The sequence below is a fragment of the Peribacillus deserti genome (assembly GCF_016909175.1).
GTDB classification, from domain to species: domain Bacteria; phylum Bacillota; class Bacilli; order Bacillales; family DSM-1321; genus Paraperibacillus; species Paraperibacillus deserti.
Map to the genome: position 1 here is coordinate 1 of NZ_JAFBFI010000006.1, position 23115 is coordinate 23115.

At 41.4% G+C, this 23115-nt stretch carries 26 protein-coding genes; all 26 read right to left on the reverse strand.

Annotation, left to right across the window (positions count from 1 at the left end):
• Positions 1 to 686: 686 nt before the first annotated feature.
• The 26 genes from JOC77_RS07925 to JOC77_RS08050 all read right to left on the reverse strand — a co-directional run bounded on the left by JOC77_RS07925 (position 687) and on the right by JOC77_RS08050 (position 23077).
• Positions 687 to 1460, reverse strand: a complete 774-nt coding sequence (locus tag JOC77_RS07925; RefSeq protein ID WP_204541288.1) for an isoprenyl transferase — start codon at positions 1458 to 1460, stop codon at positions 687 to 689.
• 370 nt (positions 1461 to 1830) lie between these two features.
• Positions 1831 to 2388 (reverse strand): ribosome recycling factor, encoded by a 558-nt coding sequence (frr, locus tag JOC77_RS07930; protein ID WP_204541291.1) that lies wholly within the window; start codon positions 2386 to 2388, stop codon positions 1831 to 1833.
• Between the two features lie 2 nt (positions 2389 to 2390).
• Positions 2391 to 3113 carry a UMP kinase gene (gene pyrH / locus JOC77_RS07935; protein ID WP_204541294.1) on the reverse strand — a complete coding sequence of 241 codons (723 nt, stop codon included), beginning with the start codon at positions 3111 to 3113 and terminating at the stop codon, positions 2391 to 2393.
• Between the two features lie 114 nt (positions 3114 to 3227).
• Positions 3228 to 4112: a translation elongation factor Ts gene (gene tsf, locus JOC77_RS07940; RefSeq protein ID WP_204541297.1), complete on the reverse strand. Its 885-nt coding sequence runs from the start codon at positions 4110 to 4112 to the stop codon at positions 3228 to 3230.
• A gap of 322 nt (positions 4113 to 4434) precedes the next feature.
• Complete coding sequence (rpsB, locus tag JOC77_RS07945; RefSeq protein ID WP_204541300.1) at positions 4435 to 5145, reverse strand: 30S ribosomal protein S2; 711 nt, start codon at positions 5143 to 5145, stop codon at positions 4435 to 4437.
• Positions 5146 to 5302: 157 nt separating this feature from the next.
• Positions 5303 to 5962, reverse strand: a complete 660-nt coding sequence (locus tag JOC77_RS07950) for a hypothetical protein (RefSeq protein ID WP_204541303.1) — start codon at positions 5960 to 5962, stop codon at positions 5303 to 5305.
• A gap of 9 nt (positions 5963 to 5971) precedes the next feature.
• Complete coding sequence (locus tag JOC77_RS07955) at positions 5972 to 6280, reverse strand: hypothetical protein (protein ID WP_204541306.1); 309 nt, start codon at positions 6278 to 6280, stop codon at positions 5972 to 5974.
• Positions 6281 to 6467: 187 nt separating this feature from the next.
• Positions 6468 to 7229: a FliA/WhiG family RNA polymerase sigma factor gene (locus JOC77_RS07960; protein ID WP_204541308.1), complete on the reverse strand. Its 762-nt coding sequence runs from the start codon at positions 7227 to 7229 to the stop codon at positions 6468 to 6470.
• A 166-nt stretch (positions 7230 to 7395) separates the two neighbouring features.
• On the reverse strand, positions 7396 to 7896 hold the full coding sequence (locus JOC77_RS07965) for a chemotaxis protein CheD (protein ID WP_204541311.1): 501 nt from the start codon (positions 7894 to 7896) through the stop codon (positions 7396 to 7398).
• Positions 7886 to 8530, reverse strand: a complete 645-nt coding sequence (locus JOC77_RS07970) for a chemotaxis protein CheC (RefSeq protein WP_204541314.1) — start codon at positions 8528 to 8530, stop codon at positions 7886 to 7888. The genes JOC77_RS07965 and JOC77_RS07970 overlap by 11 nt, the downstream gene beginning before the upstream one ends.
• 3 nt (positions 8531 to 8533) lie before the next feature.
• A complete protein-coding gene (locus tag JOC77_RS07975) occupies positions 8534 to 9016 on the reverse strand; it encodes a chemotaxis protein CheW (RefSeq protein WP_204541317.1) in 483 nt (160 codons plus the stop codon).
• A gap of 37 nt (positions 9017 to 9053) precedes the next feature.
• Positions 9054 to 11123, reverse strand: a complete 2070-nt coding sequence (locus JOC77_RS07980) for a chemotaxis protein CheA (protein WP_204541320.1) — start codon at positions 11121 to 11123, stop codon at positions 9054 to 9056.
• Between the two features lie 14 nt (positions 11124 to 11137).
• The gene (locus JOC77_RS07985) at positions 11138 to 12229 is read right to left on the reverse strand and encodes a protein-glutamate methylesterase/protein-glutamine glutaminase (RefSeq protein ID WP_239558665.1); all 1092 of its coding nucleotides are present in this window, start codon (positions 12227 to 12229) and stop codon (positions 11138 to 11140) included.
• Complete coding sequence (locus JOC77_RS07990) at positions 12220 to 13098, reverse strand: MinD/ParA family protein (RefSeq protein ID WP_204541323.1); 879 nt, start codon at positions 13096 to 13098, stop codon at positions 12220 to 12222. The genes JOC77_RS07985 and JOC77_RS07990 overlap by 10 nt, the downstream gene beginning before the upstream one ends.
• Positions 13095 to 14285, reverse strand: coding sequence for a flagellar biosynthesis GTPase FlhF (flhF, locus tag JOC77_RS07995; protein WP_204541326.1), 1191 nt, complete (start codon positions 14283 to 14285; stop codon positions 13095 to 13097). The genes JOC77_RS07990 and flhF overlap by 4 nt, the downstream gene beginning before the upstream one ends.
• A complete protein-coding gene (flhA, locus tag JOC77_RS08000; RefSeq protein WP_204541329.1) occupies positions 14282 to 16318 on the reverse strand; it encodes a flagellar biosynthesis protein FlhA in 2037 nt (678 codons plus the stop codon). Before flhA ends, flhF begins: the two co-directional genes overlap by 4 nt.
• A gap of 25 nt (positions 16319 to 16343) precedes the next feature.
• A complete protein-coding gene (gene flhB, locus JOC77_RS08005) occupies positions 16344 to 17426 on the reverse strand; it encodes a flagellar biosynthesis protein FlhB (protein ID WP_204541332.1) in 1083 nt (360 codons plus the stop codon).
• Positions 17426 to 18202, reverse strand: a complete 777-nt coding sequence (gene fliR, locus JOC77_RS08010; RefSeq protein ID WP_204541336.1) for a flagellar biosynthetic protein FliR — start codon at positions 18200 to 18202, stop codon at positions 17426 to 17428. The genes flhB and fliR overlap by 1 nt, the downstream gene beginning before the upstream one ends.
• A 4-nt stretch (positions 18203 to 18206) precedes the next feature.
• Entirely contained in the window at positions 18207 to 18476 is a 270-nt protein-coding gene (gene fliQ, locus JOC77_RS08015; protein WP_204541339.1) for a flagellar biosynthesis protein FliQ, read from the reverse strand.
• Positions 18477 to 18490: 14 nt separating this feature from the next.
• Complete coding sequence (gene fliP / locus JOC77_RS08020; RefSeq protein ID WP_204541342.1) at positions 18491 to 19156, reverse strand: flagellar type III secretion system pore protein FliP; 666 nt, start codon at positions 19154 to 19156, stop codon at positions 18491 to 18493.
• Complete coding sequence (locus tag JOC77_RS21720) at positions 19149 to 19796, reverse strand: flagellar biosynthetic protein FliO (protein ID WP_204541345.1); 648 nt, start codon at positions 19794 to 19796, stop codon at positions 19149 to 19151. Before JOC77_RS21720 ends, fliP begins: the two co-directional genes overlap by 8 nt.
• A 27-nt stretch (positions 19797 to 19823) precedes the next feature.
• Entirely contained in the window at positions 19824 to 20186 is a 363-nt protein-coding gene (locus JOC77_RS08030) for a response regulator (RefSeq protein WP_204541348.1), read from the reverse strand.
• A gap of 18 nt (positions 20187 to 20204) precedes the next feature.
• A complete protein-coding gene (gene fliY / locus JOC77_RS08035; RefSeq protein ID WP_204541351.1) occupies positions 20205 to 21410 on the reverse strand; it encodes a flagellar motor switch phosphatase FliY in 1206 nt (401 codons plus the stop codon).
• Positions 21400 to 22398, reverse strand: a complete 999-nt coding sequence (gene fliM / locus JOC77_RS08040) for a flagellar motor switch protein FliM (protein WP_204541354.1) — start codon at positions 22396 to 22398, stop codon at positions 21400 to 21402. Before fliM ends, fliY begins: the two co-directional genes overlap by 11 nt.
• A gap of 36 nt (positions 22399 to 22434) precedes the next feature.
• Complete coding sequence (fliL, locus tag JOC77_RS08045; RefSeq protein ID WP_204541357.1) at positions 22435 to 22863, reverse strand: flagellar basal body-associated protein FliL; 429 nt, start codon at positions 22861 to 22863, stop codon at positions 22435 to 22437.
• Positions 22853 to 23077 (reverse strand): flagellar FlbD family protein, encoded by a 225-nt coding sequence (locus JOC77_RS08050; RefSeq protein WP_204541360.1) that lies wholly within the window; start codon positions 23075 to 23077, stop codon positions 22853 to 22855. The genes fliL and JOC77_RS08050 overlap by 11 nt, the downstream gene beginning before the upstream one ends.
• Positions 23078 to 23115 lie beyond the last annotated feature (38 nt).

The window sequence follows — 23115 nt, forward strand, 5'->3', positions numbered from 1 at the left end:
ACAAGCATAAGACGAGCAGGTCGTGGGAAGCGGTTTTTCTTCCCATGGACTGATTGGATTATGACTCGAGGGTCAAGGCGCTGCAGCTGGACAAATCAGAAAAGCGGAGGTATCCGCACTTTAGCTAAGATCGCCACGTCCTGTGGCAGCGCCGTCCTGACCTGCATCCGCAGGCCTCCGAATTGCACAAGACGAGCGGGCTATAAGAAGCGGTTTTTTTCTTCTCATGGACCGAATGGCTTGTGACTCGAGGGGCAGTGATGGATACCTGCAATGGAACCATTCATTTAATAGGGGTTTTTTTAACAGAAGGGGCCTCAATCTTTTAAGACTGATCCTCATATTTCGAAAATCCTATTAAAAATTGATTTTCCTCTTAAAAGTTGGATTTTGCCCCATAAATCCCAAAAAAACCTCTTAAATTCCAAAAAAACCTCTTAAATTCTGAAAGGCCCTCTTATATCTCTAAAAACCGTCTTAAAACACCGAAACCCTATATCAAATGGACCAATGCGCATGATAAAACCGCAGATTTGGTCTAGATTCAATCAAATTACAACGAATAGCACAACGTGTCCGGCACAAAAAGCCAAGTACAAGAGCAGAAGATCAAGTCCAATCCTAATCATTCCGCCAAAGCCATAACGAAACAGCCATTAACCAAAAATAAGCAATCCATTCACACGTTAAACCCCGCCGTATCTTCTGGATCTTTTCTGAAAGTCAGAAATTGCCTCTAGCAGGTGGTCTTCGCTAAAATCGGGCCAATAAACTTCTGTAAACCAAAATTCAGTATAAGCGAGCTGCCAGAGCATAAAATTACTTAAGCGGATTTCGCCGCTGGTTCGGATCAGCAGATCTGGATCTGGGAGTCCTTCAGTCATCAGGTAATTGGAAAATAGCTCCTCGTTCACTTCGTTTTCATCTATTATACCACTTTTAACATCTGTTAAGACCTTTTTCATAGCATGCAGGATTTCTGCACGGCTTCCGTAATTAAGGGCAAAGTTCAAAATCATGCCTGTATTGTGCCTGGTATCGGTGATTGCTTTTTCCACAGCATTTAAAGTGTGTTTCGGCAATGCTTCCTTTTCACCCATCATTTGCACCTTCACGTTTTCTTCTATCAGTTCCGGCAAAAAAGTGCCTAAAAATTCTTCTGGAAGCTTCATTAAAAATTCCACTTCTGTCTGCGGCCTTTTCCAATTCTCCGTTGAGAATGCATATACCGTAAGAGTTTTTACACCAAGCTGGCTTGCGAGCTTCGTGATTCTTTTTACAACCTTCATGCCTTCGTGATGGCCTGCGATCCGGGGCAGAGAGCGTTTCTTAGCCCAGCGTCCATTGCCATCCATAATAATAGCAATATGTTCCGGGACCGGCATTTTTTTTGTTTCATTTATCTTATCCGTTGCATGTATTGAGCTGCTTTTGTTTTTCCAGCGCTTCAAAATTTCCATAACATGTATCCCCCACCTGAATTAACTCTAAATAAGATTCGGACAGAGTAATTTCAATATGTATTGATCAAAAGAATGAATCTATTTAATAATAACAAAAAAAGCAGCAATCTCCTATTATTAATGGATAACTGCATAACAACCGGGGCTCTGAGCAAAATAGGTATCTTTTACTCCTATTACTCCCGCCTGGCAGAAGCCACCGTCTGCACTTATTTTGGAGGGCTGTACATGCAGGATTTATTAGCAGATTACTTTATTTATACACCCAGGCTAGAGGGTTAGAACCTTTTTGAAGAGCATATCATTCTGAATTTCATTTAGATAAAAAAAAAACCCCCTCTACAGGGGCAATTATCTTAATATTTACTTATACTTCTAAGATTTCTTTTTCTTTGTCTTTTGTGATTGTATCCACTTTTGCAATATAAGAATCCGTCGTTTTCTGAATTTCTTCAGAGTATCTGCGCAAGTCATCTTCTGTGATTTCGCCGTTTTTCTCAAGCTTTTTCAAATCATCATTAGCATCTCGGCGGACATTTCTCACTGCAATTTTAGCATCTTCAGATTCTTTTCTTACTTGTTTAACCAGATCTTTACGTCTTTCTTCAGTAAGTGCCGGTATGGCCAGGCGGATAACCGATCCATCGTTTGTTGGATTAAGGCCCAAATCAGATTTCAAGATGGCTTTTTCAATTTCAGAAAGCACTGTTTTATCATATGGCTGAATAACTAACAGACGAGCTTCAGGTACTGAAATTCCCGCTACTTGATTAATGGGTGTAGGTGCACCGTAATAATCCACTGTTATTCTGTCAAGCAGTGAAGCATTCGCACGTCCGGCACGGATGCTTGCCAGCACACGGCTATAAGCGCCAATTGCTTTATCCATTCTTTCTTTTGCGTTAGCAGTTAATTGTTTTGGCATAATTATTTCCCCCTTACAATGGTACCGATGGTTTCACCCATTACGGCACGTTTGATATTTCCTTTTTCCATAATAGAGAACACAATGAGAGGTATATCATTATCCATGCATAAAGAAGATGCAGTAGAATCCATAACAGCCAGTCCTTCTTTCAATACATCCAGATAGGAAAGCTCTTCGTATTTTATTGCGTTAGCATCTTTAAGCGGATCTGCACTATATACGCCATCTACATTATTTTTCCCCATCAAAATAACTTCGGCTTCTATTTCAGCAGCTCTTAATGCAGCAGTTGTGTCTGTTGAGAAATACGGATTGCCAGTTCCAGCAGCAAAAATAACTACTCGTTTTTTTTCTAAGTGTCTGATAGCACGTCTTCTGATATAAGGTTCTGCTACCTGTCTCATTTCTATAGATGTTTGAACCCTTGTCTCAATGCCTTGAGTTTCGAGGCTGTCCTGGAGAGCTAATGAGTTCATAACTGTTGCAAGCATTCCCATGTAATCAGCTGTTGCACGGTCCATGCCCATTTCGCTGCCTACTTTACCGCGCCAGATATTTCCTCCGCCAACGACTACTGCCACCTCAACTCCAAGTTCAGCTACCTCTTTAACCTGCTCTGAGACAGATTTGATGACCTCAGGATCCAGTCCAAACCCCAAACTGCCTGCTAAGGCTTCACCGCTAAGTTTTAATACGACACGATTATATTTTGCGCTGCTCATATAAACCTCCAACTATGTAAAAATCTGATTCCTTGTTCCACCTGCTGCGAAGATTTTAAAAATAGGGAACACAAGGTGTCCCCTATTTTACATTCTCATTAATCAAAAAGAATATTAGTCTTTTTTCACTTGGTTCATAACTTCTTCAGCAAAGTTATCCTGGCGTTTTTCGATTCCTTCTCCAACTTCATAACGTACGAAGCTTTCGATCTTTCCGCCTTTAGATTCAACAAATTTACCTACTTTTACATCAGGATTTTTTACGAAAGTCTGGTCATTTACGCAGATTTCTTCATAGAATTTATTGATGCGGCCTTGAACCATTTTTTCAACGATTTTTTCAGGTTTTCCTTCGTTAAGAGCCTGCTCAGTTAATACTTTGCGCTCGCGCTCGATTTCGTCAGAAGTAACCTGGTCGCGGGATACATAAAGAGGTCTTAATGCTGCGATATGCATAGAAACGTCTTTAGCTGCTTCTTCATCAGTAGTTCCTTCAATTACTGTTAGAACGCCAATGCGTCCGCCCATGTGAAGGTATGCACCGAAAGCATCAGCATCAGTTTTTGTTTTCACTTCGAATCGGCGAAGAGTCAGTTTTTCTCCAATTTTAGCAATTGAAGCGTTTATATGTTCTGAAACTGTAGTGCCGTTTTCTAATTTTTGTTCAAGAGCTTCTTCAACTGAAGCTGGCTTGTTTTTCAAAAGGTGTGCAGCAAGTTCTTTAACAAGTACTTGGAAACCTTCGTTTTTTGCAACAAAGTCAGTTTCTGAGTTAACTTCAAGAATAACTGCTTCATTACCTTCAGTAAGGATATAAGTAGATCCTTCAGCAGCAATACGGTCAGCTTTCTTAGCAGCGCTTGCAATCCCTTTTTCACGAAGGAAGTCGATCGCTGCCTCCATATCACCATTTGTTTCGGTTAATGCTTTTTTGCAGTCCATCATACCTGCGCCTGTTTTTTCACGAAGTTCTTTAACCATTTGAGCAGTTACTGCCATTGTAAAACTCCTCCTTTAAATATATGTAAAATCGTTTGTTCCCTTACATAGTGTCCCGAAACATCCTTTTTTTACAAAAGATTTTGCAAAGACATCGGGATTTCTTAAGGTCTGTTAAACTTGTCTGTTGATTGTAATGAAAGGCACTCGCTTTCCGCGGGCGGTCCGGGAGCCTCCTCGTCGCTATGCGCCTGCGGGGTCTCCCTTGACTCGCTTTTCCCGCAGGAGTCTCGCGCCTTCCATTCCAATCAACAAGTAATAACAACAGTTTTTCTTAAAAAAAGGTGATAAAAGGCCTTATCCTCTTATCACCTTTTGCTAATTAAGCAGTTGTTGTTTCTGTTTGTTCTTCACTTTGTTTAACTTCCAGGATAGCGTCAGCCATTTTACCTGTTAAAAGTTTAACTGCACGGATTGCATCATCGTTTGCAGGGATTACATAGTCAATTTCATCCGGATCACAGTTAGTATCAACGATACCTACAAGAGGGATGTTTAACTTGTGAGCTTCTGCAACAGCGATACGCTCTTTACGAGGGTCAATGATGAAGATCGCGTCAGGAATACCCTTCATATCTTTAATTCCGCCTAAGAATTTTTCAAGGCGTTCCCATTCTTTTTTAAGTTGGATAACTTCTTTTTTAGGAAGCACTTCAAACGTACCATTTTCTTCCATCTTTTCGATTTCTTTTAGACGGGAAATACGCTTTTGAATTGTTTCGAAGTTTGTTAATGTACCGCCCAACCAGCGTTGGTTCACATAGTACATACCTGCGCGAGCAGCTTCTTCTTTAACTGATTCTTGTGCTTGTTTTTTAGTACCTACAAAAAGGATCGTTCCGCCGTTTGCTGCAACTTCTCTTACGAAGTTATAAGCTTCTTCTACCTTTTTAACTGTTTTTTGCAGGTCGATGATGTAAATGCCGTTACGCTCAGTGAAGATATATTTCTTCATTTTTGGGTTCCAGCGGCGAGTCTGGTGACCGAAGTGTACACCAGCTTCAAGTAATTGCTTCATAGAAATTACTGACATGTTTTGTTCCTCCTAATGGTTTTTGTTTTCCTCCGTCCTAATCATCTCCAGGCATAAACTGATAAACAGCACCATATGCCCGAATCCCTGAACGTGTGTAATAACACCGTTGACTAATATAGCATATTGAATCGAGACAATCAAGCATTTTCACACTTTAACTTCTGATTTTTAATAAAAGATCGATTTCGGTTTTCCCTTTTTGTAATTTCTTCGCAATCTGGTCATGGGATAGTCCTAATTTTTTTAATTCAAGTGCCTGCTGGAGAAGAGAATTTATATAGATTTGTTCGTTATCTGACTGTGCATCTATATTCCTATTAAAATGTTCTTTAAAGCTCTTTTCTGTTTCAGCGGCTGGAGTTGGTCGGCCGGTTAATTCTACTACATCGTCTGGAAATTGATCCAGCAGACTTTCTGCTGCGTCTAACTCAGCTTTTTGTCCCGATCCTTTATAAGCGGAAAGAGCCTTTTTATTCTTAACCCGTTTCGGTGTTTGAAGGGAGGATGGATGAGAATTGCTGTTTTCGGCACGGCTGTCTTTTGGAGTAACTGCGGAAGACAGCTTCTTGGGCGTCTTCAGTTTAGATTCAGCGAAGTTCTCATGTTTGAAAGGTGTAAGCTTTGCTAACAGACTTTCATGGTCCTCTTTCATTTCTGCCGCAAATGAGGAAAGGATCGTTTCTAATTCTTTGACTGCTTCTTTTTGATTTTTTTCAAACTGCAGCATACGGTTCTGGCGTGAGTATAAAATAATAATTCCCAGCAGTGCAATGATATTTAAGATAAAACTCAAAACTAATAGAAATGCTGTCATTTGTCCTCGCTAACCGGAAAAGTCGACAAAGTTTCCCTTAAACGGATGGGGAGCTGATGATTCACTCGTTTGCAGGGATTCTTCTTTATCTATTTCTAAATAGGTTCCTTTTTCCCCTTCAATTTCATCCGTAAGATGAAGCTTTTCCTTTTGATTTTTTCTGGTGACTGTACTTGTTTTCCGTTTGTCTTCTTTATGCATCTCTAGGGAAGCAAGGTCATTCTGAAGTTGTCCTCTCTGCTGAAGCTGTTCCTGAATTTTGCCCGCCTCCTGAGTGCGCGGCAGGGCGATCTGCATTTCAATAGCTTTCAAGCTCACAAGAATCAATTCCTTTCTTAGAGAGGATGTTCCGCTTTTCATTCAGCCATTTTCGTCCAAGAATACTAGAATCCCAGCTTCTCGAAACCAGCCAGGATAGTAGTTATTCTAAACCGCGATTCATCCTGATGGGCACATCAGATACCCGGCAGCCAGCCGCATTAGACCTTACAGCTGTCCAGATAAGCTACATAGCCTTCGATAATGTAGTCTTGAGTTTAAATATAGCTTTTGAATGGATCTGCGATATTCTAGAGGTGGAAAGCTCCATAACCTGTCCGATTTCTGTTAATGTAAGTTCTTCTTTGTAAAACAATTGTAAGACGAGCTGCTCTTTATCATTTAACATGGAAATAACATGTGCAAGCTCTGAGTATAATTCTTCTTTTAACAGCTGTTCCTCTGGAAGTACAGCTCTTTCGTCTTTCAACACCATTTTGCTTTCTTTTTCCTCATGTTCCTGCGGCGATTCATCCATAGACAAAATATTAGAAAAAAAGTTTTCATTGATTGCCGAAGAAACTTCATCCTCAGTCAGCTCCAGCTCTAAAGCTATATCAGCGGGCGTCACAGCACGCATATATCTTTGTTCTAGATTTTCAATAGCCGCTTCAATTTTTTTCGCTTTTTCCCTTGAACTCCGCGGAAGCCAATCTTCCTTCCGCAGTCCGTCTATTATGGCTCCTCGTATTCTAAAGGAGGCGTACGTGTCAAATTTCAAATCCCTGCTTGGATCAAATCGCTCCAATGCATCAAATAAACCTACCATTCCCAGACTGCGGATATCATCTCTGCTGACACTTTTAGGAAGTGTAACTGAAATCCGCTGTACATGGTAAGACACTAAAGGCATGTACTTTTTTACAAGAGCGTCGCCTGCTTGGGGATCGCGGCAGCCTGTCCACTTTTTCCATTGCAGCTGCTCATCTCCTGTAGTCGTTTGAGACATGGAACTCCTCCTCACAGTATCGTTTTAAATCATTTCTAACCTGAACATCTGATATTATATCAATACCCTTTTGGTTTAATAAGTCCTTTTTCACCCTAAAAGCTAGTAAAATAGGAATATTTTAACCTATATCATGGAGCTGCATACTAAATTTATCCAAAAAGCTTTAAATGTCGGTAACTCCCTTATTCACAGTCCTGATATTCATAATGCCGAGCTTTGGATTGAACTCTATTGTCCGGCCGCTGTTTCCGCCTGTATCTTCACTCATAATCGGGATTTTAAGGCGCTCTAATTGCTGTTTGACTGCCTGTACATTCCGTGGACCGATCCGAAGCAGTTCATTTCCGCTCGAAAACTGAAACATTTGAGCGCCTCCTGCAATTTTTGCTTTTAAGAAGCCGGGATATGCCCCTGCCTCCAGGAGAAGATTTAATAACCCTGGGACAGCCGTATCCGCATACTTGGCCAGGTTAATCGTTTTCCCCTTTGAGAGGCTTGAGTCAGGCAGCATCACATGCGCGAGGCCCGCGATTTCTTTATTTGGATCATAAATCACTACACCTACACATGAGCCAAGACCAGATGTTCTAATGGAGCCGGGAGATTCCACTATATCCATATCAGCAATTCCGACTTTTACAATGTGGCTTAACTCAACTGCCATTCTCGATAGCTCCTAAGGATTGAAAAATAATCTCAAAGGAATCGGGATCTGGAATTAAGTAAAATTGGCCATTAATATGATTCATATCATTACCGTTCTCTTCCTTTAAAGCTGTATTAATAACAATTGCATAATCCGCAGCATGTGAAATCTCTATCAGCCCCTGACTAATGACAGCCCCAGCCATATCTATTGCCATATAAGGAATCGAGGGATAGATATTTAAATTTGTAAAATCCGACAGAGCTGTTAAATAAGATCCAGCAAGGATATTCCCCAGCTCTTTAAGAGCAGAGCTTGCTAATTCTGAATAAACAGGCTGTTCTTCGCAGCTTGTTTCTTCACCCGTCAATTGAGAAATAAAGCTCGAAGCCTGCTTTAAGGGCAGAAGAAAAAACATGCTTCCTGGAGCCTCTCCTTCAATTCTAAAAAAAACAATCGCCACAACCGTCTCAGAGCCGCCAGCCATTTCCATCATTTCATCAAAAGAGACGGTTCTGACATCGGGAACTTTCATATCCACTTTTTTATTTAACAGCCTGGATAAAGCTGTGGCGGCATTTCCAGCACCGATATTTCCAATCTCTTTTAAAATATCTAACTGTAAATGAGTAATTCCATGAATGAAAGACATCTTTTACCCTTCTCTTCCCGGTAAACCATTTAGTTCTTCGGGATTGAGAACTTTTTCTAGATTTAATAGAATGAGAAGCCGCTTATCGATTTTGACAACACCTTCTATATATTCTTCATCGATTGAGCCTGCTACCTCTGGCTGAGGTTCAATGGAGTCTGCTTGAATATCAAGTACGTCATTAGCCGCATCGACAATTAAGCCGACTTCAATGTCCTGTGCAGCAGCAATAATGATTCTAGTGCTCTCTGAATAGGTCTGTTGTTCAAGTCCAAAACGCAGCCTCAGGTCTATGATCGGTGTAACCACTCCACGAAGATTTAATACTCCTTTTACAAAACCAGGAGTTTTTGGAACGCGCGTAATATGCTGAAGCTTTTCAATCGATCTTACCTCGCTCACAGGCAGAGCATATTCCTTGTCTATAAGCTGAAATATAATCACTTTTAGTTCAGAAGCAGTACTCAAAGCTGCTGAATCGGCCATAACTATCATTCTCCTATCCATAATCTATAGAAATTCATTATTTAATCAGTGCGTTACAGTCTATGATTAAAGCAACCTGACCATCACCTAGAATGGTCGCACCCGAGATGGCAAAGGCAGAATGTAAATAGCTGCCTAAAGCTTTTAATACAATTTCCTGCTGTCCAATGAATCGATCCACAACAAGCCCGGCCATTTTATCGCCTTTTCGGACGATTACCAGAGAATAGAACTCATCATCTTCCAGAACCTCAGGAACGTCAAAAACTTCCTTTAGAAAAACCAGCGGAACGACCCTGCCTCTAAAATCTATTACCTTCTGGCTATGGGCATTTAATACGTCAGATTTTCTGATAATAGCTGTTTCTATAATAGAAGAAAGAGGAATTGCATATTTTTCTTTTTGAATTTCAATTAGCATGACTGAAATGATAGATAATGTAAGGGGAAGCTGGATGGAAAAAATAGATCCCTTTCCTTCGCGTGAATCTATTGATACGGCACCGCCTAACGATTCTATCGTATTTCTTACAACATCCAGCCCTACTCCGCGGCCTGATATGTCTGAAATTTGATCGGCTGTTGAGAATCCAGAAGCAAAGATTAAGTTATACACCTGTTTATCGGTCATGGCTTCAGAAGCCTGCTCAGAAACAATTCCTTTTTCTACAGCTTTTCGCAGAATTTTTTCTCGATTCATGCCTGCACCATCATCTTCAATTTCAATGAACACATAGTTGCCGCTATGGTACGCTTTAAGAGTCACTTTTCCTTCTTCACTCTTTCCTTTGTCCTTGCGCACCAAAGGCATTTCTATCCCATGATCGAGAGCATTTCTGAGCAGATGTACAAGCGGGTCCCCGATTTCATCTATAACTGTGCGATCTAGTTCGGTTTCGGCACCAATTATTTCAAGATGAATATTTTTCTTCAAATCCCTTGCCAGCTGGCGTACCATTTTCGGGAAACGATTAAACACGGTATCTACTGGCACCATTCTCATATTAAGAATGATACTTTGAAGATCCCCAGAAATTCGCGACATTCTTTCAACTGTTTCATTTAATTCCTGGTTGTTCACTTCCCTTGAGATTTGTTCCAGCCTTCCACGGTCGATGACCAATTCCTCAAACAGATTCATTAAACTATCGAGACGTTCAATATTTACCCGGATTGTCTTATTGCTTGAACTTGTTAGTTTTGCACTTTGATTTTCCTTCTTAGCTGTCTGGGGTGCAGCTGCTTTAGTCACAGATGATATTTCTGTCTGAGGTGAAGCAGTTTGAGTCTCAGCGGCCGCTTCTGCCCTGCCTGCTTCAGCCTTGCTTTCTTGTAGATCCGGGTTGATCATCCGGCAGTCAACAGATTCTACTTCAGAAACTTTCATCACTTTTAGTTGGATATCTTCTGGACTTTCCCTGGTAATCAATGTAACCATAAATTCCCGGTCAAATTGCTCTTCTTCCAGCTTTTCAACGGGCGGGCTGGTTTTAATCACTTCACCAGCCTTTTCTAACACCTCAAAGACCATAAACACTCTTACAGCTTTTAAGAGACAGTCCTCTCTTATCTGAACAGTCACTTCATAGCTTTCAAAGCCTTGTTCCCTCGATTGCTGGAGGACCGTCAGCTCAAACTCATCATACGTATTCTTGATTCTGCCGCTTTCTCGTTCAATTGCTGCGTAAGCAGCCGCCTCATCCTTTGCAGGGCTTGCTGTAGGTGATTCTCCTTTTTCGATCTGCATCAGCATGTTTACTACCTCTGAGACGTTTCTTTTGCCGTCTCCTCCATTTGAAATAGAGACTACCATAGCTTCGAGGTCATCAACCGCTTGAAAAACTACATCGAGTATTTCCGTGGTCACATTGATCTTCTCATTACGAATGCCGTCCAGGACATTCTCCATCTTATGTGTGAGATTGGCTAAATCCTCGTAGCCCATGGTTGCTGACATTCCTTTTAAGGTATGGGCGGAACGAAATATTTCGTTTACGATTGCTAAATCCTGAGGGTTCTTTTCCAGTTCTAATAATTGTTCATTACAGGTCTGAAGGTGTTCTTTACTTTCATCGATAAAAACTTCAAGATACTGACTCATATCCATAAACTACACATCCTTCAACTTTTACAAAAATTTTTAATAGTACGTGCTATGTTGTTTACATCTTCTATTGCATCCACACATCTGGTTGCTATGGCGGCTTTTGGCATCCCAAACACCACAGAAGTATCTGGTGATTCAGCGATAGCCTTGGTGATTCCGCTTTTTTTCATGGATTGAAGTCCTTTTGAACCGTCACTTCCCATGCCTGTCATGATGACAGCTATTTTCATGTAATCCTCAAGCTCAGCTGCCGATTCAAACAGCACATCCACAGAAGGTCTGTGGCCGTTTCGGGCAGCATCTTTTCCAAGAGAAACGGCCAGGTTCTGCCCATTGTTTTTTACACGGAGGTGATAGCCTCCAGGGGCAATATACGCTGTGCCTTTCTGGAGGTTCTCCCCTTCTTCCGCCTCTTTCACATGGATTTTTGATAAAGAGTTTAAACGGTTTGCAAGCGAACTTGTGAATCCTTCAGGCATATGCTGGACGATAAGAATGGGAGCGTCGAAATCCGCAGAAATTTCGCTCAGTACATTTTGCAAAGCTCCCGGCCCGCCAGTCGATGTGCCTATACATATGATTTTCTTGCCATCCTCTGATTTTTGCCCCAGTTGTTCTGTCAGTGAAGGCTGGGAATCTCCGGTGCTGCTAGAAGAGTCGATACTATAGGTGTTTCTTTCACTCTGTTCACGCAGGATATTCACATCCGCGCTTCCTGCAGCAAGAACCTTACTAATCAATAATTCTTTTACTTTATGTAAATCCAGCGAAATGGCACCTGAAGGTTTCGGAATAAAATCAAAAGCCCCTAAAGCTATGGCATTTAGTGTGTTTTCCGCCCCCTCAAGCGTGGTGCTAGAGAGCATGATGCAGGGAGTGGGCTTTTCTTTCATAATGTTTTCAAGTGCTTCCAGGCCATTCATAATTGGCATTTCAATATCTAGAGTTACAACATCAGGCAGCAAGGATTTGACCTTTTCAATTGCGTCTTTACCATTCCTTGCTGTGCCCACGACTTTTATGAGGTTATGTTCTGCTAAAAAGCCTGTAATCAGCTTCCTCATAAAAGCGGAGTCATCTACAACAAGAACTTTTATTATTTCCATCCGCTATCCTTCCTCCCAAATACAAACTGCCTCAGCCGGCTTACAAACCCCTTGGATGATGGAGAAGGATCTCCTGGATTTTGCTTTGTCATATACGAGTTGATCAATGATTGCAAAGCTCTCGATACCTTTGAATCGGGACTGTACAGAATAAAAGGAGTCTGCCTGATAACGGACTTCGAAACTATTTTATCTTCCGGCAGAATGCCCAGCACATTCATTTCGAACTGCAGAAATTGTCTTACAGCATGCTGCAGCCGATTTAAGGTAAGCCTTCCTTCTTTTTCATCCCCAGCTTTATTACATATCAGAAAAAAGGGAATGGGCTGCTGCTGAAATATTAAATATTTAATAGCCGCATATGCATCTGTTACTGATGTTGGCTCAGGAGTGGTAATAACAAAGATTTCATCGCCGGCAAGGAGAAATGGCACAGATTCCTCCGAGATACCTGCCCCCATGTCAAAAATAATATAATCGAAGTCTGCCGCTGTCTTTTCAAATTCTGTAAAAAAATGATCAACCATTTCGGCACCTAGCTGGAAAATACTTGATAAACCGGTCCCGCCGGCTATATACGAAATACCCGCAGGTCCTTTGGAAATCACATCCTGAAGCGATAAGCTCCCTTCAAAAAAGTGGACAATATTTTTAGATGATGTACTGCCCATGAGAATATCGATGTTGCCCATGCCAATATCCATATCAAGTAAGAGTACAGACTTCCCTTTCTGTGAGAGGGCAATGGAGAAATTTAATGAGAAATTTGATTTACCTACACCGCCTTTCCCGCTGATCACGGAAATGGCCTTAGTCTGCTTATTAAGCTTGTCTAATCTGTACCTTAATATTTCAGCTTGATCCTTCATGTTATATCCCCAAATAATGTTTTTATAATGGCATCGGGAGTGGCAGGTTCAATATCATCTGGCACGTTCTGGCCTGCAGCCAAAAAGGCTGCCCCGATTTGATGTTTAATCATTAAATTAATCATCGGCCCGTGACATGAGGTTTCATCAGCTTTTGTGAAAATAAATCCATTTATAGGGATAATGGAAAATTGGCTGTAAATGTCTTGCATATCTACTTGCCTTGATGCAAGAGATAAAACCAAGTATGTTTCCATTTCTTCCTGAAAATTTATGACTTCCTTCAAATCCTGCACATATTCCTGATTTCGAAAGTTCCGGCCTGCTGTATCTACAAAAATATGTTCATAGTCTGCAAACCTTTTGGCAGCGCGGCTGAAATCCTCCGCATTATAGGCTACCTCAAGAGGGACCCCTAATATTTGGGCGTATGTTTTCAGCTGTTCAATGGCTCCAATCCGATACGTATCTGTTGTAATGAAGGCGATTTTTTTTTGCTGCTTTAGGACGATCTCAGATGCCAGCTTAGCAAGTGTGGTTGTTTTACCTACTCCTGTAGGGCCTACAACATTGATATATTTTTTCGAAAAGACCGGTTCAGGCAGGCTGATGTGTGCGAGCTTCTGTTTAAGCTCTTCCCTGGCCCACCCCTCGATTTCCCTTGCTTTAGCTTTGCCCTGGCTGAGGTACCATTTTTCCAGCAGCTTGTTGATAAGCTCCTGCCGAATCTTTTGATCCACTTCGTGTGTTCTCAAAGAACTGGATATGTTCTGGATGGGTTCTGGCAGCCTTTCATTCAAATCGGCAGTATCTGCAGATAATCCGGAAAGCATTTGTTTGAGCTCCGAGATTTCATTCATCATTGCAGCAGGCAAAGACGAATTCCCGCTTTGCCCTCTGTGTATATTATCGGCGGGTTTTGTGAGTTCTTCTGCCTCCGCACGCTTTTTTTTGTTTTTCACTAATGCTTTCCTTGGTTTTTCCTTCACTAAAGGTTTTTGCATGGCTGCGGCTGGCTTAGGATCTACGGCCGCCACTACTTCAAAATTCCTTTTTTTGAACAGACCCATAAACCCGCCGGAATGAATGACCTTTGAATTTAAAATAACGGCATCATTGCCAAGTTCACTTCGAATCTCATTCATTGCCTGCGCCATCGTGGGAGCAACATATTTTTTTATTTTCATTCGACGTTCACCACCCCTACACTTTGTACTTCAACATTTGCTTCCAGCTCGTTATAGGAAAGAATGGGAACCTGCGGAAAATACCTTTCCGATAACTGTCGGATATACATTCGGACTGCAGGTGAACACAAAACAATCGGAGTTTGCTCCATTAAAGTGGATTCTTCCAATTTATTGGCTATTGCTTCTAAAATGGACTGAGAAACTTCAGGATCCAGTGATAGATAATTCCCGTGTTCTGTTTGCTGCACACCTTCTGCAACCAGCTTTTCGACTCTTCCTGAAAGAGTGATTACCTTCATACTCTCATTCGGAACTGTATATTGATTTGTAATTTGTCTGGCCAGAGCCTGCCTGACGTATTCGGTCAAAAGATCTGTATCTGTAGACAGCTTGCCGAAATCGGCCAATGTTTCAAAAATGATAGGCAGATTTCTGATCGACACTTTTTCTTTAAGAAGCTTGGACAGCACTTTTTGGACTTCTCCAATTGTAAGCGGGTTTGGTGTAACTTCCTCGACTAATATAGGTGAACTTTCCCTTAGATGGTCGATCAGCTGTTTGGTTTCCTGTCTTCCCAGTAGTTCGTGGGCATTTGCTTTAATAATTTCTGTGATATGAGTCGAAACGACGCTTGGCGGGTCTACGACCGTATATCCCATCATTTCGGCATGTTCTTTGGCTTCTTCAGAAATCCACTTCGCCGGCAATCCAAATGAAGGTTCTATCGTGTCAATCCCTTCTATGCCGTCGTCCTCAATTCCGGGACTCATCGCTAGATAATGGTCCAGCAGAAGCTCGCCCCTGGCCATTTCATTTCCCTTAATTTTCAGACGATATTCGTTTGGATTCAATTGAATATTGTCACGTATTCTCACAACTGGGATGACCAGCCCCATCTCTATCGCAAGCTGTCTTCTGATCATGACAATCCGATCCAGTAAATCTCCTCCCTGGTTCGTATCAGCAAGCGGGATAAGACCATAGCCGAACTCAAACTCAACCGGATCTACACTGAGAAGATTGACTACACTCTCAGGACTTTTCATTTCGTCTGTTTCAATTTCTTCTTCTATCTCCTGAAGGTCGGCTACATCAGTTTTCGGCTTTCTGTTTGCCATGTATCCGCCGATAATTAATAATGCAGCAACAGGCAGGGTTGCCAGATCATTAATGGGTGTAAACAATCCAAGCATTGCGATTGTCCCGCCGGCAACATAAAGCATCGGCGGAAACGCCATCAGCTGGGAAGAAATATCTGAACCTAAATTCCCTTCAGAAGCTGCTCGGGTGACAACAATGCCTGTAGCAGTGGATATCAATAAAGCGGGAACCTGGCTGACGATGCCATCCCCTACAGATAGGAGTGAGAAATGATGCCCAGCCTCTGCAAAGCTCATATCCTGCTGCATGATCCCTATCACAATTCCAAATATTAAATTGATCAAGACGATGATGATCCCAGCAATGGCATCCCCTTTAACGAATTTACTGGCACCGTCCATGGCGCCGTAAAAATCCGCTTCACGGCTTACTTTTTCGCGTCTTTCCCTGGCTTCTTTCTCTGATATCATCCCGGCATTTAAGTCTGCGTCAATACTCATCTGCTTACCCGGCATCGCGTCTAATGTGAATCGGGCAGCAACCTCCGAGACACGCTCGGCCCCTTTTGTAATAACGATAAATTGAATGATAACCAAAATTAAGAAAACAACCAGTCCGACGATAATATTACCGCCGACAACAAAGGTTCCAAATGTTTCTACAACCCCACCGCCCTCACCTGTGCTTAAAATGGATCGGGTTGTAGAAACATTCAGGGCAAGCCTAAATAATGTTAATAACAGCAAGAGAGATGGAAATATAGAAAATTGAAGCGGCTCCTGCATATTCATGGAAGTTAGCAGCACTAATAATGCAAGAGAAATGTTGACAATAATTAACAGGCTTAACAGCCATGTAGGAAAAGGAATAATCAACATTCCGATAATTAGGATGACGCTCATTAGGACTGATAAATCTCTTGCTGGCATAAATCTCTCTCCTATCAAACTTAAATCAAATTTTACCTTTTAACTTATAAACATATGCTAGAATTTCGGCAATCGCCTTAAAGAACTCTTCTGGAATGGCCTGTCCTATTTCACTGCCATCATGCAGTGCTCTTGCAAGCGGCCGGTTTTCTACCATGGCAATATCGTTTTCACTTGCTATAAGCTTAATTTTTTTGGCAATAAAATCCACGCCTTTCGCCACTACGTAAGGAGCTTCATTTTTTTCATCATCATACTTAAGTGCAATTGCATAATGGGTAGGGTTTGTAATAACCACATCCGCTTTAGGGACTTCCTGCATCATCCTCTGCATGGCCATTTCTCTTTGTCTTTGCTTTATTTTAGATTTGATCAGAGGGTCGCCTTCAATGTTTTTATATTCATCTTTAATATCCTGCTTAGACATCCTGATACTTTTTTCAAAATCAAATTTCTGGTAAAGATAGTCCAAAAGCGACAAAAATAATAAGGCACCGGATGCAAACAACCCGACACTAATAGTGATCTTCGCCAGGGATGAGAGTGCATCGCCAGCGGATTTTTGAGATAACAGCATAATTTCCGGAAGCTTATTCCAGATCACCAGGAAAGTGACAAGTCCGACAATCGCAATTTTCAGGATTGATTTTAAAAGTTCTACAATAGCCCTCAGTGAAACAATCCGTTTGAACCCGCTGATCGGATTTAATTTTTCAAGCTTGAATTGTATAGCTTCTGTTGAAAACATAACTCCTACCTGAAAATAATTGGCTGCAGCTCCTGCTAGGAGAGCTACGCCTAATACCGGGGCAAGCAGCAGTGTAAGTTCCTTGATTACTCCGACAAACAGCGGCTGGATATTCTCAGGCTTTAGGTTTATAGAGCTGAAATCCTTAAGATATTCTGTAAATAGAAACATCATTTTCCGCAGCATGGACGGACCCGTAACCATCAAGAGAAAAAATACCGCCAAAAGGACAATAGCTGTATTCAAGTCCTGGCTTTTGGCTGTCTGTCCTTTTTTTCTTGCATCTTCTCGTTTTTTAGGAGTGGCTTTTTCTGTTTTTTCTCCCGAAAAATATTGCAGGTCCAGATGAAGCAGTTTCATTATGTTCCTCCGATCAAGTGCATAAACCCCCGCATTGTTATCAATGCATACTCGAACAAGCTGCGCACAGACATCATCATGGCCCCAAACACGGCAATAAGGATGATAAAGCTGACAATGATTTTTACAGGCACCCCGACCACGAATATATTAAGCTGGGGTACAGTCCTTGCTACAATCCCTAATGCCACGTCGACCAGGAACAAACTTCCTACAAGAGGTATCGACATTTGAAAGGCAACGAGAAATGTCTGGTTAAAGGCTCTAGCCATATAACTTATCAAGTTTTGATCCCCAAACGGGATAAACATTTTGTTAATAGGAACGGTCTCATAGCTGTAGAAAATTCCATCAAGCAGCAGATGATGACCATTTGTTGCTAATAAAAATAAGAGTGTAATAGTGTACATATACTGGCCCATTAACGGACCCTGAGCGCCAGTCTGGGGATCTATCACATTCGCAATGGCAAACCCCATTTGGAAGTCGATAAACCCCCCGGCCATTTGTACAGCGGACATGATCATATAAGCAATAAACCCGAGCGCCAGGCCCACCATCGCCTCTTTTATGATTAACAAAAAGTAGGCAGCGTCAATCTCAATCGGAGGGGCTTTGATCGTGTAATACATGATCCAGGCCAGAAAAAAGCTTAAGCCTATTTTATGCATCGCAGGTATCGTCCTATAGGCAAATATGGGACTTACGACAAAGAATGACGTAATCCTAACCAGCACCAATAAGAATACTGCGAATTTCGGAACCAATTCTTCCATTTTATTACCCTATATACCTTGTTAAATTTGAAAAAATCTCTGTTGTATAAGACAGCATATGGCTTAGCATCCAAGGTCCAAAAAAAACAAGGCCTATCAAAACTGCTACAATTTTCGGAACAAAAGCAAGAGTCTGCTCCTGAATCTGTGTAGCAGCCTGAAAGATGCTGATGATTAATCCTACTACTAGAGCCAGAGCCAGCAGAGGGCCGCTTATTAGTAAAACTGTCATTATTCCTTTTTCTGCTATTGAAATGACAAATTCTGAATTCATCCTATATCACCTGCTTAAAAGCTCTGAAGTAAAGATTTCACGACTAAATACCAGCCGTCAACCAGCACAAAAAGCAATATTTTAAAAGGAAGCGAGATCATGACAGGCGGCAGCATCATCATCCCCATTGACATGAGGACACTTGCGACAATCATATCGATGACTAAAAACGGTATAAAAATCATAAAGCCGATTTGAAAAGCCGTCTTTATTTCACTGATGGCAAAAGCCGGGACGAGGGCTGTAATCGGAATATCCTCAATCTTTTTCGGCCTGTCTATTTTTGCATACGTTAAAAAAAGCTCCAGGTCTTTTTGTCTGGTATGTTCGCTCATAAATTCCTTAAACGGCACTGAAGCACGTTCATAGGCTTCATCCAGCTCGATTTTTTCTTCGAATAAAGGTGTCAGCGCTTTTTCATTCACTTCCTGAAAGGTAGGAGCCATGATGAAAAAAGACATAAACAAGGCTAAACCTATCAACACCTGATTTGGAGGCATTTGCTGAGTTGCCAGGGATGTCCTGACAAAGCTTAAAACAATAATAATTCTCGTGAAACAGGTCATAAGGATTAAAATACTTGGTGCAAGTGAAAGAACGGTCATAAGCAGTAAGAGTTTCACAGAAGAAGAAACATTTTCAGGGTCTGAACCGCTGAAAAAGTCCATAAATTCATTCATCTTCCGGCCCCCTTTTTTGATCCAGATTTTCAATCATTTTTTTCCTGGATTTCGACAGTTCTTCCAGCTGCTTCTTTAACTGGCCGGTAAAGCGGTTTTCTGAGTCTTGATCTTTGCTGCGCTGCATCCATTTTGAAATCAGATCGGATGGCTGCAGCATACCATCCAATTTGCTGTTATGTTCTTGAAGAAGGTCTTTATACTCCTCTTCTTCAGCTATTTCTTTTAACAGCTGAATATTGTCCCCTACACCTACTACAAGCACCCGTTCCCCAACCTTTACAAGCTGGATTGACCGGTTCCCTCCAAGTGAGGTTCCTCCGAGATTCTCAACGAAGTTTGCTTTTTGAAAGCTTCTATTCTTTTTGTTCATGAATCGAAGCATAAAATAAAGAAGAGCAACTACGAAAATAGTTGCAAAAATCATACGAAAGAAGTCTCCGGCGGAAAATTGTGCACCTTCAGCTCCGCCGGAACTGTCCGGTGTATTGCTTTTTTCACCGGTTTCTTTCGATTTGTCAGGGTGTTCATACCAGTCTTTTACACTCTTATCCACCTGCTTGGCATTCACATGAATACCGGTGCCATAGAAAGCAAGCGATAGCAGAAGTAAGATCCCTATGACTTTTTTAAAACCCACGATCAAACACCCTCTTACGTAAAATGCTTAGCTTAATGTTTTACTGATTGCTTCTAAAACCCGGTCCGCCTGGAATGGCTTCACTATGAAATCTTTCGCGCCTGCTTGAATTGCATCAATTACCATAGCTTGCTGCCCCATTGCAGAGCACATAATAATTTTCGCAGCCGGATTAATTTTTTTAATTTCTTTTAAAGCCGCAATTCCATCCATCTCTGGCATTGTGATATCCATAGTAACTAAATCCGGCTGGTGTTCTTGATATTTTTCGACAGCCTGCTGCCCATCAGCTGCTTCTGCTACTACGTCATATCCATTCTTGGATAAAATATCTTTAATCATCATTCGCATGAACGCTGCATCATCTACTATTAAAATTCTGTGTGCCATTTTGTTTCCCCCCGAATATTATCGTAATTTTTTGATTCTATCTGTTTGACTGATAATGTCTGTGACTCTTACTCCAAAATTCTCGTCGATCACGACAACTTCTCCCTTAGCAATCAGCCTGTTGTTAACAAAAACATCAACAGGTTCTCCGGCCAGTTTATCAAGTTCAATAATTGAACCAGAAGAAAGCTCCAGCAGTTCTTTCACTGAACGCTTTGTCCGTCCAAGCTCCACTGTTACCTGAAGAGGTATATCCAGAAGAATATCTAAATTGCTGGATTCTTGCTCCTGGACCGGATGCGGGTTAAAGCTTGAAAAACTTGCCGGCTGTACATTTACTTCCGCTTGAGGCTGCAGGGCCCCCGTTCCAAAATGCTGCGACCCTTTTGGCTGCGTCATCGGCTGCTGTACATGATTTTGCTGTATGTACTGCGGCTCAGGTCGCTGTGGTTCCTGGTATTCAACAGCATTTTGATGAGAAACAAGCTGCTGGCCTCCTCCATGGTTCTGCACGCTGTCAAACGTTGAAGGCGGCGGTTCAGGAGCTGGAGGGTTCAATAGATCATTTACCAGGCTTTTTGCAAAAGTATGCGGCAGCAGCTGCATAATATTTGAATCTATTAGAGTGCCTACTTTTAATCTAAAAGAAATTCGGGCCAGCAATTCTTCTCCGGGTATGGAATCTGCTCCTGACCCATCTTTTATATTCAATAAATCGATGCTCGGCGGCGAAATATCTACTTTCTTATTAAAAATAGTAGACATTGAAGTGGCCGCTGACCCCATCATCTGGTTCATGGCTTCCTGAACAGCACTTAGTTGTATTTCTCCCAGCATTTCCGATGGATTTTTTCCGTCTCCGCCAAGCATTAAATCTGCAATGATCGCTGCATCACTTTGTTTAATAACAAAGAGATTTGTACCGGTGAAACCAACTGTATATTTCACCTGTATGCCGACATAAGGCTGAGGAAATTCCTCTTCAAGCTTTGCAGCAGAAATAACATCTACACTTGGAGTTGTAATATCGACTTTTTGATTTAATAATGTAGAAAGTGCCGTAGCGGAGCTGCCGAAAGAGATATTGCCTATTTCTCCGAGAGCATCTCTTTCCATGGTAGTAAAATATTCATCTAAATCCTGTTCTTTAGCATCACTATCAAAATCGTCCCCTCTTAGCAATGCGTCTATTTCATCCTGCGAGAGCATTTCATCACTTACCATCTTCGTCTCCCCCCTCTATTTTCTCAAGAATTTGAACGGCCAGTTTTTTATTTGCTTTTCCTGGCTGTCCCATAAATTTTGGAACATCGCCCACTTTAACAATTAACCCGGCATCAATAACCTGATTCAGTTCTATTACATCGCCCACATCCAGTGTTAAAAAATCCTGAATGGATATATCAGTGCTGCCCAGCTCTGCAATGACAGGCAGCTCCGCCATTTTGATTCTTTTTTCAAGAACTTCAATTTCTTGTGGAAGACGTTCTTTTTTGGCTGTCTGCATCCAGTAATGGACGGATAGCTTAGGGATGATTGGTTCAAGCACTACATGCGGGATACAAATATTTATCATTCCGCTTGTTTCGCCTATATGCGTATTTAACGAAATTACGACAACTGTTTCATTTGGTGAAACCATTTGCAGAAACTGGGGATTCACTTCAAAATCAGTAAAAATCGGATCAATCTCAGCAATCGATGCCCAGGCTTCCTGCAGATGCTCAAAAGCTCTTTCGAACATATTGGACATGATTTTCGTTTCAATCTCCGTAAGGCTTTCCACCTTATTTACACTGACGCCTCTGCCCCCAAGGACCCTGTCCAGCATCGCATAAGCGATATTCGGATTCACTTCCATAAGAATACGCCCGTCCAAAGGGGGAACTTCAAATACGTTCAATATAGTCATTTTTGGAATCGATCGAATAAATTCTTCATATGGAATCTGGTCTGCAGACGCCACGTTAATTTGTACATATGTTCTTAACTGTGCAGAAAAATAGGTGGTTAAGCCTCGAGCGAAATTTTCATGTATTCTGGTCAAGCTTCTAATCTGATCTTTTGAAAACCGGAGTGCCCTTTTAAAATCATAAACCCGCACTTTACGCTCGGTCTCTTCCTTCTTTAATTCATCTGCATCCATTTCACCCGTGGAAATAGCGGATAAAAGAGCATCTATTTCACTCTGCGACAAAACTTCGCCAGACATGTCTCCCACCTCCTAAACTAGTATGTTATTTAATTTCTACTGAAGAATAGAGGAGGTTATATAAACTTTAACTATCTTACCGTCCTGCATAATGCTGTTCATTTTCGCTTTTAATACTTCTTCAATCTTTGCTTTTCCTGTCTTCCCTTTCAGGTCTTGAGACTTCATGTCGGAAAGTTCAGTAACAATAATATTTTTAACCTGAAAATTGCGTTTTTCCAGTTCTTCTTTTGCTTCCTTGCTGTCTGTTTGAACCGTAAAGGAAATGCGGATAAAATCACCGCTGGCTAAGTTGGTTGTAATTTCTGGAACATCGACAGAAGATTCTATAATTTCATCAATATTAGGTTCAGCATGAGCTTTTTCTTCTCCGGTGAACTTCATAACAACAACGAGTGCTATACCTCCGACAAGAGTAATCGACAATAATAAAATCAGCATGATGGTCACAAGTTTATTCTTCATCTAAGGCACCCCCTTTATCATTATTCAGTCCTAGAATATTGATAGCCCGATAGAATTGGATCATGGATTGAATGATTTCTTCTTCTGTTTCGGCAACAATGAATTTTTTCCCATTCGTTAAAGTTATAATTGTATCAGGATGGGATTCTACCGTTTCAATATAGATAGCATTTATATGAAAGCTTTTACCGTTTAACTTCGTCACATTAATCATTTGTTGTGGAGAGCTGAAAACCTATCATCCCCAGCTCT